Raw genomic sequence first — 14628 nt, 5'->3', positions numbered from 1 at the left:
GGGAGGGGGGAAGCGGGTCCCGGGGCGGCGACACACATCCTGTGCGTGGTCCGGCCCGGAAGCCGAGCATCACACGATCGGGTCAACTCTCCCTCGGGCACGCTCCCGGCAAGCAGTTGACGACCCCACCGCGCCGAGCGCCTGCCGCCGCTCCGCCGCCCGTGCCACGGCGAGCAGCAGCGCCTCCCGCCCGTGCGGCGCCACCAGTTGGAGCCCGGCCGGGCAGCCGTCGCTGCCGAACCCGGCCGGGAGGCTCAGCGCGGGGTGCCCGCTCACGTTGAACGCCCAGGTGAGCGCGGTGGAGTAGACGTCACCGGGCCCTTCGTGGCCGTGCGGCGCGGTGGGCGCCGTGGGCGTCAGCAGCAACTCGGCGTGGGCGAAGAGGCGGGCCAGGCGCCGGTCGTTCGCCACCCGAATGCGGTGGGCGTCGGCGAGGCCGGGGCGGGACCCGCCGGGGGCGCGCAGGGCGAGCCAGGCCGGCGCGGGGTCCAGGAGCAGCGGAGGCTTCGCCGACTGTACGGGCCGTACGGCTCGCGGGGGCCGTACGAGCCGTACGACTCCGGCGTCGACGAGCCGGTCGACCGCGGCGCGGGCCAGCGCGACGGGCTCCTCGTCAGGATCGGCGAAGCCGAGGTCGGGGGACCAGATCGCGGTGCGGGGGACGGACGGCGGCGCTTCGACGGCGGTGGACGGCGACACCGCCCGCCACCAGGCCGCCGCGTCCGCTGCCGTCAGGGTGAGGACGCCGGGTGCCGCGAGACCCGTGCGGTCGGGCGACGGGAGGCGGCCGTTGGTGACCTTCAGGCCGACGACCCCGCACCACGCCGCCGGGATGCGTACCGACCCCGCACCGTCGCTGCCCGTCGCCAGCGGCACCAGCCCCGCCGCCACCGCGACCGCGGCCCCGGCCGAGGAACCGCCCGGAGTGCGGTCCGCCCGCCACGGGTTGACGGTCCGTCCGCGCACCCCGAGCCCCCAGGTCTGCCAGGGGGTGCCGGGCCCGGGTACGGCGGTGGCGCCCACGGCGACACCCCCGGCCGTGAGCAGTGGACCCGCCGCCCGGAGCCCGTACCGCCCCTTCACGGCGATCGGCACCCCGGCCAGCGGCAGCCACTCACCCGAGCCGGGTGGACCCGCATCGACCCGGGCGTCCACCTCGGCCGCCCGCCGCAGTGCCTCCTCGGCCCACACCTCGGTGAACGCGCACAGCACCGGATCGGCCCGCTCGATCCGCGCCAGCGCCTCCGTGACCACCTCGACGGCCCGCAGCCTCCGCGTGCGCACCGCGGCGGCGATCTCCGCCACCGTCTCGGACGGAGCGCCCCCCACCGGTCTCCTCACGCCCGGCTCCTTCCCTGCTCGCGCTGCGGATACGCTGGAGCCGAGATGCGTGAGGACGAAGAGACCGAAGCCGCCGTCGACGGCGACAGTGTGGACACGATGCTGGCCGAGTGGCGCAGCGAGTGGCCCGAACTGGACGTCTCGTCCACCGAGGTGATCGCCCGTCTGATGCGTACGGCCCGGCTCCTGGAAGAACGGTTCGTGGCGCAACTGCGCCGTGCCGGCGGCGTGCCCATCGCCAATCTCGGGGATTTCGACGTGCTGCACGCCTTGCGCCGCAGCGGCCCTCACTACGCGTTGACGCCGGGGCAACTGCGTCAGGCGCTGATCGTGTCGTCCGCCGGTCTCACCGGGAGGTTCAACCGGCTGGAGCGGGAGGGCTGGATCGAGCGCGGCCCGTCCCCCGACGACGGTCGAAGCACTCTGGTCCGTCTGACGGAGGAGGGCCGGGCGAGTGTGGACCGCGTGCTGGAAGCGCACTTCGCCCTGGAGCGGGAGGCGCTCTCCGTGCTGGACCCGGAGGAACGCGCGGCGATCAGGGGCAGCCTGCGCAAGCTGCTGGTCTCCCTGGAGGACGACACCCGCTGACGGAACGGCGGCGGGGTGCCGTCAGGCCGCCCCCGATGCCGTCCCCAGGATCACCGCGATGCAGAGACCGATCAGGCCCATGGTGACCACGGCCATGGCAACGGCGGTGTCCCGCGTGAACCGGCGGTGGCGGGTCGCGTACTGAGCCTCGACCTGCTGTATGCGCTCCGCGATGCGGCGCGTCGTCTCGCGGGCGTACGCCACCTGCTCCCGGGCGTACGCCTCCTCGACCACGAGGCGCTGGTCCGTGGTGAGGCCGGGCAGTGCCCGGGCGAACTCGTGCGCTTTGCGGTGTGCCTCCAGACGGTGTGCCTCTTGGTGGAGGAACCCCTCGAGCTGATGCAGGCCGAGAGCGGCTTCATGACGGGCATCCATGGACGGCTCCTGAACGTTCTCGATCCGAAAAGGACGGGTGACCGAACCTGTCAGTTCCGGCCGGTGGCGGACCCCTGCTTCTCCGCGTCGTCGCCGGTGACGAGCTCGGGGTGATCGACCTCGGGGTGGTGGAGGTCGAAGGCGGGTGAATCGCTCCGTATCTGCGGCAGGGTGAGGAAGTTGTGCCGCGGCGGCGGGCACGAGGTGGCCCACTCCAGGGAACGGCCGTAGCCCCACGGGTCGTCGACCTCGATCTTCTCGCCGTACTTGGCCGTCTTCCAGACGTTGTAGAAGAACGGCAGCAGCGACAGGCCGAGCAGGAACGAGGCGATGGTGGAGACCGTGTTCAGCGCGGTGAAGCCGTCGGCCGCCAGGTAGTCCGAGTACCGGCGGGGCATGCCCTCGGCGCCCAGCCAGTGCTGGACCAGGAAGGTGCCGTGGAAGCCGATGAACAGCGTCCAGAAGGTGACCTTGCCGAGCCGCTCGTCGAGCATCTTGCCGGTGAACTTCGGCCACCAGAAGTGGAAGCCGGCGAACATCGCGAAGACGACGGTGCCGAACACCACGTAGTGGAAGTGCGCCACGACGAAGTACGAGTCGGTGACGTGGAAGTCCAGCGGCGGCGAGGCCAGGATGACGCCGGTCAGACCGCCGAACAGGAAGGTCACCAGGAAGCCGATGGACCAGAGCATCGGCGTCTCGAACGAGAGACTGCCCTTCCACATGGTGCCGACCCAGTTGAAGAACTTCACACCGGTCGGGACCGCGATCAGGAAGGTCATGAAGGAGAAGAACGGCAGCAGCACGCCGCCGGTGGCGTACATGTGGTGCGCCCACACGGTCACCGACAGACCCGCGATCGCGATGGTCGCGCCGACCAGGCCCATGTAGCCGAAGATCGGCTTGCGGCTGAAGACCGGCACGATCTCGGAGACGATGCCGAAGAACGGCAGCGCGATGATGTACACCTCGGGGTGGCCGAAGAACCAGAACAGGTGCTGCCACAGCAGCGCCCCGCCGTTGGTCGCGTCGAAGATGTGCCCGCCGAACTTCCGGTCGTACTCGAGCGCGAACAGCGCGGCAGCCAGCACCGGGAAGGCGAGCAGGACCAGCACACCGGTCAGCAGCACGTTCCAGGTGAAGATCGGCAGGCGGAACATCGTCATGCCGGGAGCGCGCATGCAGATGATCGTGGTGATGAAGTTGACCGAGCCCAGGATGGTGCCGAAGCCCTGGAAGGCCAGACCCATGATCCACATGTCGGAGCCGGCGCCCACCGAGCGGACCGCGTCGGACAGCGGTGCGTAGCCGGTCCAGCCGAAGCTGGCGGCCCCGTCCGGGGTGAGGAAACCGCCGATCGCGATCAGCGAGCCGAACAGGTACAGCCAGTAGGCGAACATGTTCAGCCGCGGGAAGGCGACGTCGGGCGCGCCGATCTGCAGCGGCATGATCCAGTTCGCGAAGCCGACGAACAGCGGCGTCGCGAACATCAGCAGCATGATCGTGCCGTGCATCGTGAACGCCTGGTTGAACTGCTCGTTCGACATGATCTGCAGACCGGGCCGGGCCAGTTCCGCGCGCATCACCAGCGCCAGGACGCCACCGACGCAGAAGAACACGAACGACGTCACCAGGTACATGGTGCCGATCGTCTTGTGGTCCGTGGTCGTCAGCCACTTGACCACGATGTTGCCGGGCTGCTTGCGCCGTACCGGCAGCTCGTTCTCATAGGAGGCCACAGCTGCCGCGGCACCCTGGGATTCGTTGAGGATGCTCACAGCTTGCTCGTCTCCCGGTTCTTCTCGTGGCTCGTCTGCGCGATGCCGGCGGGAACGTAACCGGTCTGTCCCTTCTCCGCGAGCTCCTTGAGGTGCGCCTCGTAGCGCTCGGGGGAGACGACCTTCACGTTGAACAGCATCCGGGCGTGGTCGACACCGCAGAGCTCGGCGCACTTGCCGAGGAAGGTGCCCTCACGGTTGGGGACCACCTCGAAGGCGTTGGTGTGGCCCGGGATGACGTCCTGCTTCATCAGGAACGGCACCACCCAGAAGGAGTGGATGACGTCCCGCGAGGTCAGGACGAACCGGACCCGCTTGCCCTCGGGCAGCCACAGGGTGGGGCCCGGGTTGTTCGTCTGCGGGTTCCGCGTGGCGGGGGTGCCGCAGTCGTTGACACCGCCGGCGTTGGCCGGGAAGGCGTTCTTGTAGCGGTCCGGGATCGCGTCGAGTTCCTTGGAGGTCTTCGCGTCGCCGGAGGAACCCTCGACGTTCTCGATGTAGTTGAAGCACCAGCTCCACTGGAAGCCGACGACGTTGACGGTGACGTCGGGCTTGTCGAGCTTCATCAGCTCGGACTCGTCCCGGGCCGTGAAGTAGAAGAAGACCGAGACGATGATGAGCGGAACCACGGTGTACAGCGCCTCGATGGGCATGTTGTACCGGGTCTGCGGAGGTACCTCGACCTTGGTGCGGCTGCGCCGGTGGAAGAAAGCACTCCACAGGATCAGGCCCCACACGAGCCCGCCGATGGCGAGCGCGGCCGCCCACGAACCCTGCCACAGGGAGAGGATTCGCTCCGCCTGCTCTGAGGTGGGGGTGGGCATACCAAGGCGAGGGAAGTCCTCCCATGTGCAACCGGTGGCGGTCGCCAGGACCAGGCCCGCGGTCAGTGCCTGCAGCAGCTTCCGCTGCATCGGGCGCCGCGGCTTGGGGGTACCACCCACGCCCTTCAGGCCGTGGGGGAGGTCGGAGCCGTTGGGACTCACGTAGCGCCTTCCCGAGAGTCTCGCCCGCGCTGTACGGCTGCGGCCTGTCCTTCTCACCGGTCGGTCGCCGCCCTGCGTCGGGCAGGGGTTTGGATGTTTATGCGGACCAAACCCTAGCCGACGCCTTCCGGGGGGTCGCGGGGAGGGGGGCATACGCGCCGCCCGTCACCCCGAAGGGAGGGAGAGGGGATGCCCCGTCGCCCGAAAGTACCGCTCGCACGGGGGACTCGGCAGGCGGGCGGGTGTGCGGTGAGGGCGCGGTGGGTATGGAAAGCCCGGCCGTTCGCCCCTCCCCGTGGCGGAACCGCCGAGGGGCACGGCCCCCGGCCGCTCGGCAGCCGGGCCACGCCTTAACGTTGCCGTATGGCCTACTTTGACGCCGCGTCCGCCGCCCCGCTCCACCCCGTCGGCCGTCAGGCCCTGCTGGCCGCACTGGACGAGGGGTGGGCGGATCCCGCACGGCTGTACCGGGAGGGCAGGCGGGCCCGGCTGCTGCTGGACGCGGCGCGCGAGGCGGCCGCCGAGGCGGTGGAATGCCGTCCGGACGAGCTGGTGTTCACCCCGTCCGGCACCCGGGCGGTGCACATCGGGATCGAGGGGGCGCTGGCCGGGCGGCGGCGCGTCGGATCGCACCTGATCGTGTCCGCGGTCGAACACTCGTCGGTCCTCCATACGGCGGAAGCGCACGGGGCCGGGGGCGGTTCGGTCACCGAGGTCGCGGTGGACCGTACGGGCGCCGTGGATCCCGCGGCGTACGCACAGGCCCTGCGGCCGGACACCGCGCTGGCCTGCCTCCAGTCGGCCAACCACGAGGTGGGGACCGTGCAGCCGGTGGCCGAGGTGGCCGAGGCGTGCCGGGCGGCCGGCGTACCGCTGCTGGTGGACGCGGCCCAGTCGCTGGGCTGGAAGCCGGTGGCGGGTGACTGGTCGCTGCTCACGGCGAGCGCCCACAAGTGGGGCGGCCCGTCGGGGGTCGGGCTGCTCGTGGTGCGCAAGGGGGTGCGGTTCGCTCCCCAGGGACCGCTGGACGAACGGGAGTCGGGGCGGGCGGCCGGGTTCGAGAACATCCCGGCGGTGGTGGCCGCGGCGGCGTCGCTGCGGGCGGTGCGTGCCGAGGCGGCCGAGGAGGCGGCCCGGCTGCGGGACCTGACGGAGCGGATCCGGACGCGGGTGCCGGCCCTGGTGCCGGACGTGGAGGTGGTCGGCGATCCGCAGCGGCGACTGCCGGGGATCGTCACCTTCTCGTGTCTCTTCGTCGACGGGGAGACGGTGCTGCACGAGCTGGACCGCGCGGGTTTCTCCGTGTCGTCCGGTTCCTCGTGCACCAGCAGCACGCTCACCCCGAGCCATGTGCTGAGGGCGATGGGGGTGCTCAGCGAGGGCAACGTCCGCGTCTCGCTGCCGCCGGGGGCGGACTCCGAGGACGTCGAGCGGTTCCTGACCGTCCTGCCCCGGGTGGTGGCGGAGGTGCGGGAGAGGCTGGGGGCTCCGGTGGCGGCGGGGGCCGCGGAGCTCGTCCACGGGGGAAGCGATGCCCTGGTGGTGGACGCGCTGGGCCGGCGCTGCCCGATCCCGGTGATCGAGCTGGCCAAGGTGATCGGCGACGTGCCGGTGGGCGGCACGGTACGGGTCCTCGCGGACGACGAGGCGGCCCGGCTGGACATCCCGGCGTGGTGCGAGATGCGCGGGCAGGAGTACGTGGGAGAGGAGACGGCGGACCACGGCTCGGCCTATGTGGTCCGCCGGCTCTCCTGAGCGGGCGCCTGCTCCGGGCCGGGGAGCCCGAAGGGGGCGTCAGGCCAGGTGCTTCTGCACCTCGGCCGCGGGCTCGTCGCCGTAGGCCTGTGCGAAGCGCTCCATGAAGTGGGCGCGGCGCAGCTGGTACTCCTGGGTGCCGACGGTCTCGATGACCAGGGTGGCGAGCATGCAGCCGACCTGCGCGGCGCGCTCCAGTGAGACGCCCCAGGCCAGTCCGGACAGGAACCCGGCGCGGAAGGCGTCGCCCACGCCGGTCGGGTCCGTCTTGCGCTCCTCCTGGGCGCAGCCGACCTCGACGGGGTCCTCACCGGCGCGTTCGATGCGTACGCCCCGGGCGCCGAGGGTGGTGACGCGGTGGCCGACCCTGGCGAGGATCTCGGCGTCGGTCCAGCCCGTCTTGGTCTCGATGAGCCCCTTCTCGTACTCGTTGGAGAAGAGGTAGGTCGCCCCGTCCAGCAGTATGCGGATCTCCTCCCCGTCCATCCGGGCGATCTGCTGGGAGAAGTCGGCGGCGAACGGGATGCCCCGCGAGCGGCACTCCTCGGTGTGCCGGAGCATGCCCTCCGGGTCGTCGGCGCCGATGAGGACCAGGTCGAGGCCGCCCACCCGGTCGGCGACGGTCTTCAGCTCGATCAGCCGGGCCTCGCTCATCGCGCCCGTGTAGAAGGAGCCGATCTGGTTGTGCTCGGCGTCCGTGGTGCACACGAAGCGGGCGGTGTGCAGCGTCTCCGAGATGCGGACGGACGCGGTGTCGACGCCGTGCCGGTCCAGCCAGGCCCGGTACTCGTCGAAGTCGGAGCCCGCGGCGCCGACGAGGATCGGCCGGGTGCCGAGCTGGCCCATGCCGAAGGCGATGTTCGCGCCCACGCCGCCCCGGCGCACGTCCAGCTGGTCGACCAGGAAGGACAGCGAGACCGTGTGCAACTGGTCCGCGACGAGTTGGTCGGAGAAGCGCCCGGGGAACGTCATGAGGTGGTCGGTGGCGATGGAGCCGGTGACTGCGATGCGCACGGCGTGGACTCTCCTGAGGGAGGGGGATTGACACCCCACGCTACCGGGTGCGAGCCGCCCACTTGAAGCCGACGAAACTACCCGATAGTAGATCTTTCTTCGTGACCTTCGGCATGCGTACGGTGCCGTTATGACGAACCTCAAGGTCCACGCCCCCACACAGGCCGACCTCGAAGGCGACCTGGAGTCGCTGCGCGGCGACTGCGCCCGGATGGCCTCCCGCTGGACGGCGCCGGACCGCGGCGACACCCGGCCGGTGCCCCCGTCCCTGATCCACGGCGTGTCCGTGCCGTCGTCCTCGGCGCGGTTGCTGGACGCGATGTCGGATTACGGCGACTGAGTCGGACCCCCGCCGGCCAGGTTCACGGCTCCCGGGGAACCGGACGGGAACCGTGCGCTCCCCCGCTGCGTCCCATCGCCGTCCCCCGTGAGGGGGATACGGGATACGACCCACCAGCAGTCCCGGTGCGACCGGGAAGGGTCTTCAGGGACAGCTGTGCAGCCGAAGGAGCGATGCGGTGAACACCGAGCGGCCCGACAACGACGACGCCGGGGCGAGGGCCTCCGGCAGCGCGCGCGACACCGGGGGCGCTTCGGCCGACGGCGCGACGAAGGGCGCCCCGGAGCAGCAGGCCCCGGGCACCCCCGCGTCCGGCTCCGCCACGCCCGAGGCCTCCGTCGAGACCGATGCCGGGAAGGCGCCGGAGCCGTCGGCGGACGCCCCGGGTACCGTCCCGGCAGGGGAAGCCGCCGCCCCGCAGGCCGACGGCGGCGAGGGCCCGGAGAACGGCCTCGCGCAGACCCCTCGGCCCCAGGCCGGACAGCCGGAGTCCGAAGGCCCGGACTCCGGCGACGCGAAGGCCGGCACCGCCGAGCCGCAGCCCCCGGAGCCCGAGGACACGAAGCTCCCGGAAGGCGAGCCCGAGGCCCCCTCGGCGGACGGCACGGACAGCCCCGCACCGGAAACCGCAGCCGCGGAGGCGGGCAGCGGCAAGGACCGGGCTCCGAAGAGCGAGCCCCCGACGGCCGACCAGGAGCAGGGCGAAGAACCGGAGGCCGGGGCTCCGGAGGCCGGCGACGCGAAGGCCGACGCCACGCGGGCCGGCGCCGCCGAGCCGTCGACGCCGGAGCCCGAGGACGCGAAGACCCCCAAGGGCGAGCCCGAGGCACCCGGGAGCGAACCCGGTGGGACCCGTCCGGACCGGGACGGGCAGCCGGAGGCCGTGGGCGGCGGGGCCGAGGTGCCGGAGGGTGACGCGGGAGCATCCGAGCCCGCCGTCCCGGAAGTCGGCGCCCCGCGGGCGGCCGTCCGCCCGGAGCCCGGGGGCGCCGGTCGTGGCGGAGACGGTGGTGAGGACGGTCGCGGTGGGGCCGGGTGGCGGCGGTCGCCGGTGCTGGTCGCGTCGGTGGCCGCGGCCGTGCTGCTGGTCGGGGGCGGCGGAGCCTACCTCGCCGCCAGTGCCGCCGGCGGGTCGGGCGGCGGTGCGACTCCGGGGGCGAACGGGGACGCCACTCCCCCGCCGCTCGCCCTCGACGCCTACGCCGGGGGCGGACCGCACGGCATCGCGCCCGGTGAGCCCAACCCGTACGGCGCCGCCTACCGCGCCGACGGCGCTCTCCCCGGCGGCCCCGACTCGGCGCCGGTCTACCACGCCCGAGGGCAGATCACCGAGGCGCAGGTGGTCAGGCTGGCGAAGGCGCTCGACGTCGACGGCAAGCCGGTGGCGGAGGGCGACTCCTGGCGGATCGGCGGCAAGGACGGCAGCGGGCCCACGCTGCGGGTGGACCGGGACGCCCCCGGCACCTGGACGTTCAGCCGGTACGCGCAGGGCACCGACGACTGCACGGGCGGGACGTGCCGGACGCCGCCGATCGGCGGGGATCCGGCGGCGACCGAGGAGGCCGCGCGGAAGGCCGCCGCGCCCGTGCTGAAGGCGCTGGGCCAGGACGACGCGAAGCTCGACGCGAGCCAGGTCATGGGCGTCAAGCGGGTGGTGAACGCGGAACCCGAGGTCGGCGGGCTGCCGACGCACGGCTGGACGACCGGCGTGGTCGTCGGCGCGGGAGGCGAGGTCGTCGGCGGCAGCGGCCGGCTGTCGACGCCGGTGAAGGGCGACACGTACCCCGTGGTGAGCGCCGAGAAGGCGCTGGAGCTGATGAACACGGCACCGGGCGCCGGCGACCGTGCGGAGATCGGCGGCTGCGCCACTCCCGTACCGCTGGAGGGTGAGCAGCAGGAGCAGTCGGAGCCGTGTGTCACGGCGACGCCCCTGCCGGCCGAGGGCACGGTCACCGTCGACGAGGCGGTGTTCGGGCTGGCCGCGCACTCGGTGGACGGGCGGCAGACGCTCGTACCGTCCTGGCTGTTCGAGACGCGGCCGACGGCCTCGCAGGACGGCGGCACGGTGACCTACCCGGCGGTCGATCCGGAGTACCTCACCTCCGGGGAGCGGCCCGGGGAGTCCGGCCCGGGGCGGCCCGCCGAGCCGGGCGACGGCGACGAGCCGACCTCGGCGCCGTCCACGCGCGAGGTCGGGGTCGAGGGCTACACCGCCGAGGGCAGCGAGTTGACGGTGACCTTCACGGGCGGGGTGTGCGCCGACTACGAGGCGACGGCGAGCGAGCGCGGGGGCCGGGTCGCCGTCACCGTGACCGAGACGTCCCGGCCGGACAAGGTGTGCATCCTGATCGCCAGGCAGTACCAGCAGACGGTGCGGCTCGACGCACCGCTGGGCACCCGTGAGGTGGTGGACGCCGACGGCGAGCCGGTGCCGCTGCACAAGGACGGCGCGCGACTGCCCACGGCGCCCTCCTCCGGCAGGACGCGATGAAGCACTGAGGACCTCCGGACAGCACGAAGGCGGCGGTCCCGTCGGAGGGGGTCGCCGCCTTCGTCATGCGCCGTGCCGTTCCGTCCGGGAGGGGTCCCGGACGGGAAGGGCCCGGCTCAGCTGAAGGAGTCGCCGCAGGCGCAGGAGCCGGTGGCGTTCGGGTTGTCGATGGTGAAGCCCTGCTTCTCGATGGTGTCGACGAAGTCGATGGTGGCGCCGCCCAGGTACGGGGCGCTCATCCGGTCGGTGACGACCTTCACCCCGTCGAAGTCCTTCTCCACATCGCCGTCGAGGGAACGCTCGTCGAAGAAGAGCTGGTAGCGCAGGCCGGAGCAGCCACCGGGCTGGACGGCGACGCGCAGCGCGAGGTCGTCACGGCCTTCCTGGTCGAGCAGCGCCTTGACCTTCGCCGCGGCGGCGTCGGTCACGATGATGCCGTCGGTGGCGGTGGTGGTCTCGTCCGATACGGACATCTACATCTCTCCCGGGTTGTACGGAGACTGCTTGCCGACGGTTGCAACCGGCGGGGGCGCGGATTCATTCCGGGCCGGGAGCTTGTTCTCTCGGCTCCGTCTTCATGCTCGCACACGCCCCGTCGGGCGGAAAACGGTCCATGCGACGCCCCTTCGGAATCGTTCCGGCGGGGCTTCGGGAATGAACAGCGGGGCGCCGGGATTCACGTCACATGGACGCTATGGCCGTCGTCAAAGTGACGTGAACCGGATATGATAAATAGCGTCAATTCGACGAGAAGTCGTCGAACCGGTGTCCCGCTTGTCCCGCCGGGCCGTTCCTCACGGCTCGGCGAGCCGCAGAACAGAAAGGGTGCGTGTCGTGACCACCGCCCAGACCCAGGAGCTCGACGTACAGCCGACGCCCCTCGCCCTGTTGCTTCTCGGCCGGGAGGCCGACCCGAGGAGCGAGCGCGGTGTGGAGTGTCCCGGCGACCTGCCCTCGCCGTCCGACCCCGACCTGGTGGAACGCGCCCGCGCCGCCAAGGAGAAGCTCGGCGACAAGGTCTTCGTGCTCGGCCACCACTACCAGCGCGACGAGGTCATCCAGTTCGCCGACGTCACGGGCGACTCGTTCAAGCTGGCGCGGGAGGCCGCCGCGCGCCCGCAGGCCGAGTACATCGTGTTCTGCGGTGTGCACTTCATGGCCGAGTCCGCCGACATCCTCACCGGCGACGACCAGAAGGTCGTCCTGCCGGACCTCGCGGCCGGCTGCTCCATGGCGGACATGGCCACCGCCGAGCAGGTCGCGGAGTGCTGGGACGTGCTGACCGAGGCCGGCATAGCCGACCGGGTCGTGCCCGTCTCGTACATGAACTCCTCCGCCGACATCAAGGCCTTCACCGGCAGGCACGGCGGCACCATCTGCACCTCCTCCAACGCGAAGCGCGCCCTCGACTGGGCCTTCGAGCAGGGCGAGCAGGTCCTCTTCCTCCCCGACCAGCACCTCGGCCGCAACACGGCGGTGCGGGACATGGGGATGTCCCTGGAGGACTGCGTCGTCTACAACCCGCACAAGCCGAACGGCGGGCTGACGGCGGACGAGCTGCGGGCCGCGAAGATGATCCTGTGGCGGGGCCACTGCTCGGTGCACGGCCGCTTCAGCCTGGACTCGGTCAACGACGTGCGCGAGCGCATCCCGGGCGTGAACGTCCTGGTCCACCCCGAGTGCCGGCACGAGGTCGTGGCCGCGGCCGACCACGTCGGGTCGACCGAGTACATCATCAAGGCGCTGGAGGCGGCCCCGGCCGGTTCCAAGTGGGCCATCGGCACGGAGCTGAACCTGGTGCGCCGGCTGGCGAACCGTTTCGCTCCCGAGGGCAAGGAGGTCGTCTTCCTCGACAAGACGGTCTGCTTCTGCTCCACCATGAACCGCATCGACCTCCCCCACCTGGTCTGGGCCCTGGAGTCCCTCGCCGAGGGCACCCTGGTCAACCGCATCGAGGTCGACAAGGAGACCGAGGAGTACGCCAAGCTGGCCCTGGAGCGGATGCTGGCGCTGCCTTGATGTGCTCCCCGGCCTGAAGTCCGGGAGCACCGGCCCGGGTCTGCCGATCCTTCCCGGGGCTTCCTGCTTCACCGCGCCGTGCCGGGACTTTCGCCCTGGTCCCACCGGCGCCCTGCGAGGCGTTCGGCGTCGCCGCCGGTCCGGCGGCGACGCCACGGCGTTCTCGCGAGGGCTGCATCGGCCACATCGGCCACGTCAAGCACAGCGGCCCCGACCGGGACCTGCGTCCCTTCCGGGCCTCCCACGCCGTCGTGGCCCGCGGTGTTTCGCGACTGTCCGCGTGAGCGGCGGCGGGAGGGGGCGGTGAGGACGGCGAGGCAGGCGATGACGAGGGCGATGCCCGTCCAGCCGGCGGCGGGGAGGCGTTCGCCGACGACGAGGACGGCGAGGACGGCCGCGACGGCCGGTTCGAGCAACGACAGGATGGTGGCGGTGCTGGCGGGCACGTGGGCGAGCCCCCGGCCGAAGAGGACGTACCCGGCGAACATGGGGACGATCGCCATGTAGGTGCCGACGGCGGCGTTGGTCCAGGAGGCGACGAGCGGGGCGCCGGTGGCCAGCAGGACGGGCAGGAGGAGCAGTCCGCCGATCCCGAAGACGGCGCCCATCGCCGCCCGGGAGGAGATCTCGCGGGTGATGAGCCGGTGCGCGGCCCAGGAGTAGAGGGCGTAGGTCGCGGCGGCGACGAGGCCGAGGGCGATGCCGAGCAGGGTGGTCACCGCGGACGCCTGCCCCGTGCCGTCGGCGGCGCGGGCGGCTTCGGCGACACAGAGCAGGACGGTGCCGAGCAGGCCGAGGGTGGCCGCGAGCATCCAGCGGCGGGTGAGCCGGCGGCCGTCCACGACACGCTCGATCACGGCCGAGGCCAGTGGTGCGGTGCCGAGGGACACGACGGTGCCGACGGCGACTCCGGCCAGGCGCATGGAGCTGTAGAACGCCAGGGGATAGACCGCCACCGAAACGGCGCCGAGCAGGACCGTGCCGCGCCGGTCGCGCAGCCGGGATGCCTGCCGGGTGATCTGCGGGGCGGCGAGAAGGGCCTGGAGCAGTCCACCGAGGCCCATCGCGACGGCGCCGATCGCGAGCGGGCCCACGCCGGGGGCGAAGGTGGCGGCCGTGCCCGTCGTCCCCCACAGCACGGAGGCGGCGAGCACGCACAGGGCCCCGATGCCCGCGGACCGGCCGCGGTCATCGCGGCTCACAGCCGGTCCAGCAGGGCAGCGGCCATCGAACGGGCGTGCCGGACCCGCTCGCCGTCCCCCTCCAGGCCGGCTCGCGCCATCGCCCCCTCCAGGAGGAAGGACAGGTGCTCGGCCATCGCACGGGCCTCGTCGGGGCGGTCGGGCAGCAGCTGCTCCAGGTGGCCGGCGATCAGGCGTTCGACCTCCTCCTTGTGCGCGCGGACGACAGCCCGGCCCTGGTCCCCGGCCGGGAGCTCGGCCGCGGCGTTGAGCAGGCCGCAGCCGCGGAAGCCGTGCTCATAGGCGAAGGCCGCGTGATCGGCATACGCGTCGAAGACGGCCAGCACCCCCTCGCACGGCCCCTCGGCCTGCTCCAAGCGGGCCCGGTAGAGGCCGAACCACTCCTCGTGCCGGGCGTCCAGGTAGGCCCTTACGAGGTCGGCCTTGGAGGCGAAGTTGTTGTAGAGGCTCATCTTCGCCACGCCGGTCTCGGCGGTGATCGTGTCGATACCGGTCGCGACCACACCGTCGGCGTAGAAGCGGCGGGCCGCCGCCTCCAGGAGCCGTTCCCGGGCGGGGCGCCGCCGTCCGCTCCCTGCTGTGCCCACGTCGCTCATCACAGTCCAATCCAGGTAGGTAGGTCTACCTACCTACCTGGATTGGGTCAGGGGCGTGCATCACGGAAGCCGAGCAGGCCCGCCACCTGATCATCGGCTCGGTCGCGGTCGCCCGGTGGAGGCGGCACGATGGCCGGTGAAGG

Annotated in this window: 13 protein-coding genes; 5 read left to right on the top strand and 8 right to left on the bottom strand. The window is 72.2% G+C overall.

The genetic code is table 11. The annotated features are described in order from the left end of the window. Positions 1–69 precede the first annotated feature (69 nt). Positions 70–1341, bottom strand: coding sequence for an amidase (locus DIZ27_RS07230; protein WP_258308278.1), 1272 nt, complete (start codon positions 1339–1341; stop codon positions 70–72). 45 nt (positions 1342–1386) lie between these two features. Here DIZ27_RS07230 and DIZ27_RS07225 point away from each other — a divergent pair, with 45 nt between their 5' ends. Then, entirely contained in the window at positions 1387–1929 is a 543-nt protein-coding gene (locus DIZ27_RS07225; RefSeq protein ID WP_109377466.1) for a MarR family winged helix-turn-helix transcriptional regulator, read from the top strand. A 21-nt stretch (positions 1930–1950) separates the two neighbouring features. Here the strand turns inward: DIZ27_RS07225 and DIZ27_RS07220 are convergent, their stop codons facing one another. The 3 genes from DIZ27_RS07220 to coxB are packed head-to-tail and all read right to left on the bottom strand — an operon-like array spanning position 1951 to position 5068. Further along, positions 1951–2304: a hypothetical protein gene (locus tag DIZ27_RS07220; RefSeq protein WP_109377465.1), complete on the bottom strand. Its 354-nt coding sequence runs from the start codon at positions 2302–2304 to the stop codon at positions 1951–1953. 50 nt (positions 2305–2354) lie between these two features. After that, the gene (gene ctaD, locus DIZ27_RS07215) at positions 2355–4082 is read right to left on the bottom strand and encodes a cytochrome c oxidase subunit I (RefSeq protein WP_375231936.1); all 1728 of its coding nucleotides are present in this window, start codon (positions 4080–4082) and stop codon (positions 2355–2357) included. Next, entirely contained in the window at positions 4079–5068 is a 990-nt protein-coding gene (gene coxB / locus DIZ27_RS07210; protein ID WP_375231935.1) for a cytochrome c oxidase subunit II, read from the bottom strand. The genes ctaD and coxB overlap by 4 nt, the downstream gene beginning before the upstream one ends. A gap of 363 nt (positions 5069–5431) precedes the next feature. Here coxB and DIZ27_RS07205 point away from each other — a divergent pair, with 363 nt between their 5' ends. After that, positions 5432–6823 carry a cysteine desulfurase/sulfurtransferase TusA family protein gene (locus DIZ27_RS07205; RefSeq protein ID WP_109377464.1) on the top strand — a complete coding sequence of 464 codons (1392 nt, stop codon included), beginning with the start codon at positions 5432–5434 and terminating at the stop codon, positions 6821–6823. Between the two features lie 39 nt (positions 6824–6862). Here DIZ27_RS07205 and DIZ27_RS07200 read toward each other — a convergent pair whose 3' ends face one another. After that, on the bottom strand, positions 6863–7837 hold the full coding sequence (locus DIZ27_RS07200; RefSeq protein WP_109377463.1) for a carbohydrate kinase family protein: 975 nt from the start codon (positions 7835–7837) through the stop codon (positions 6863–6865). Positions 7838–7967: 130 nt separating this feature from the next. On the opposite strand from DIZ27_RS07200, the gene DIZ27_RS07195 reads away from it, so the two are divergent. Next, a complete protein-coding gene (locus tag DIZ27_RS07195; protein ID WP_109377462.1) occupies positions 7968–8177 on the top strand; it encodes a hypothetical protein in 210 nt (69 codons plus the stop codon). 1051 nt (positions 8178–9228) lie between these two features. Further along, positions 9229–10668, top strand: a complete 1440-nt coding sequence (locus DIZ27_RS07190) for a hypothetical protein (RefSeq protein WP_375231939.1) — start codon at positions 9229–9231, stop codon at positions 10666–10668. Between the two features lie 116 nt (positions 10669–10784). On the opposite strand, the gene DIZ27_RS07185 is transcribed toward DIZ27_RS07190, so the two are convergent. Further along, positions 10785–11141 carry an iron-sulfur cluster assembly accessory protein gene (locus DIZ27_RS07185; RefSeq protein ID WP_109377461.1) on the bottom strand — a complete coding sequence of 119 codons (357 nt, stop codon included), beginning with the start codon at positions 11139–11141 and terminating at the stop codon, positions 10785–10787. A gap of 361 nt (positions 11142–11502) precedes the next feature. On the opposite strand from DIZ27_RS07185, the gene nadA reads away from it, so the two are divergent. Further along, positions 11503–12687 carry a quinolinate synthase NadA gene (nadA, locus tag DIZ27_RS07180; protein ID WP_109377635.1) on the top strand — a complete coding sequence of 395 codons (1185 nt, stop codon included), beginning with the start codon at positions 11503–11505 and terminating at the stop codon, positions 12685–12687. Positions 12688–12755: 68 nt separating this feature from the next. Here nadA and DIZ27_RS07175 read toward each other — a convergent pair whose 3' ends face one another. Both DIZ27_RS07175 and DIZ27_RS07170 read right to left on the bottom strand, forming a co-directional pair. After that, positions 12756–13889, bottom strand: coding sequence for a DMT family transporter (locus DIZ27_RS07175; protein ID WP_258308277.1), 1134 nt, complete (start codon positions 13887–13889; stop codon positions 12756–12758). Further along, positions 13886–14485: a TetR/AcrR family transcriptional regulator gene (locus DIZ27_RS07170; protein ID WP_109377460.1), complete on the bottom strand. Its 600-nt coding sequence runs from the start codon at positions 14483–14485 to the stop codon at positions 13886–13888. Before DIZ27_RS07170 ends, DIZ27_RS07175 begins: the two co-directional genes overlap by 4 nt. Positions 14486–14628: the final 143 nt, after the last annotated feature.

The organism is Streptomyces sp. NWU339 (assembly GCF_003143855.1).
In the GTDB taxonomy this organism is placed as follows: Bacteria; Actinomycetota; Actinomycetes; order Streptomycetales; family Streptomycetaceae; genus Streptomyces.
This window is presented reverse-complemented; position numbering and strand designations above follow the sequence as displayed.

Excerpts from the sequence above, each read along its gene's own strand:
- DIZ27_RS07225 (WP_109377466.1), top strand. The coding sequence starts at position 1,387 with ATGCGTGAGGACGAAGAGACCGAAGCCGCCGTCGACGGCGACAGTGTG.
- DIZ27_RS07220 (WP_109377465.1), bottom strand. The coding sequence starts at position 2,304 with ATGGATGCCCGTCATGAAGCCGCTCTCGGCCTGCATCAGCTCGAGGGG.
- DIZ27_RS07205 (WP_109377464.1), top strand. The coding sequence starts at position 5,432 with ATGGCCTACTTTGACGCCGCGTCCGCCGCCCCGCTCCACCCCGTCGGC.
- DIZ27_RS07195 (WP_109377462.1), top strand. The coding sequence starts at position 7,968 with ATGACGAACCTCAAGGTCCACGCCCCCACACAGGCCGACCTCGAAGGC.
- DIZ27_RS07185 (WP_109377461.1), bottom strand. The coding sequence starts at position 11,141 with ATGTCCGTATCGGACGAGACCACCACCGCCACCGACGGCATCATCGTG.
- DIZ27_RS07170 (WP_109377460.1), bottom strand. The coding sequence starts at position 14,485 with ATGAGCGACGTGGGCACAGCAGGGAGCGGACGGCGGCGCCCCGCCCGG.